General features: G+C 69.0%; 1 protein-coding gene. It reads left to right on the forward strand.

The genetic code is table 11. The features are described from left to right. Positions 1-678, forward strand: a 678-nt coding sequence (locus tag G3N99_RS41430; protein ID WP_206125334.1) for a DUF3108 domain-containing protein, incomplete at both ends; no start/stop codon positions are given.

Genomic DNA, 678 nt, shown 5'->3' on the forward strand with positions numbered 1-678 from the left:
GGGCGCATCGGGCGCACATGCCGCATCGGCTGCCGGCGCCGCCAGCGCCGCGACGCCGGGCCCCGCGACGAACGGCGTGAAGTTCACCGCGCCGCCGTCCGGCGACCTGCAGTACGACACGTTCTACAACGGCATGCAGAACATGATCGGCACGATCCACTGGCGTACCGACGGGCACACCTACGACTTGTCGGTGTCGATGCCCGTGCCGTTCGTCGGCCCGTTCACCTACCGCAGCGAAGGCCGCATCGACGCGTTCGGCGTCGCGCCCGACCGCTACGTCGAGAAGCGCGGCAAGCGGCCGGAAGATATCGCGATCTTCAACCGCGAGATCCGGCAGGTCGTGTTCACGCGCACGCCGAACAATGCGCCGCTGCCTGACGGCGTGCAGGACCGCTTCAGCATGCTGATGCAGCTGTCGGGGCTCGTGCGTGGCAATCCGTCCGCGTACAAGCCGGGCGTCACGCAGCAGTTCTTCGTGATCGACAACAACAGCGGCGAGACCTGGCCGATCACCGTGATCGGCGACGAGCAGGTGCAGACGCAGGCCGGCATCATCGGCGCGCGGCACTTCATGCGCCTGCCGAGGCGCGACGGCGACACGCGCCGCATCGACATGTGGCTCGCGCCGTCGCTCGGCTGGCTGCCCGCGCGGCTCGTGCAGTCCGAACCGAACGG

Source organism: Burkholderia sp. Ac-20392, from assembly GCF_017104585.1.
GTDB classification, from domain to species: Bacteria; Pseudomonadota; Gammaproteobacteria; order Burkholderiales; family Burkholderiaceae; genus Burkholderia; species Burkholderia lata.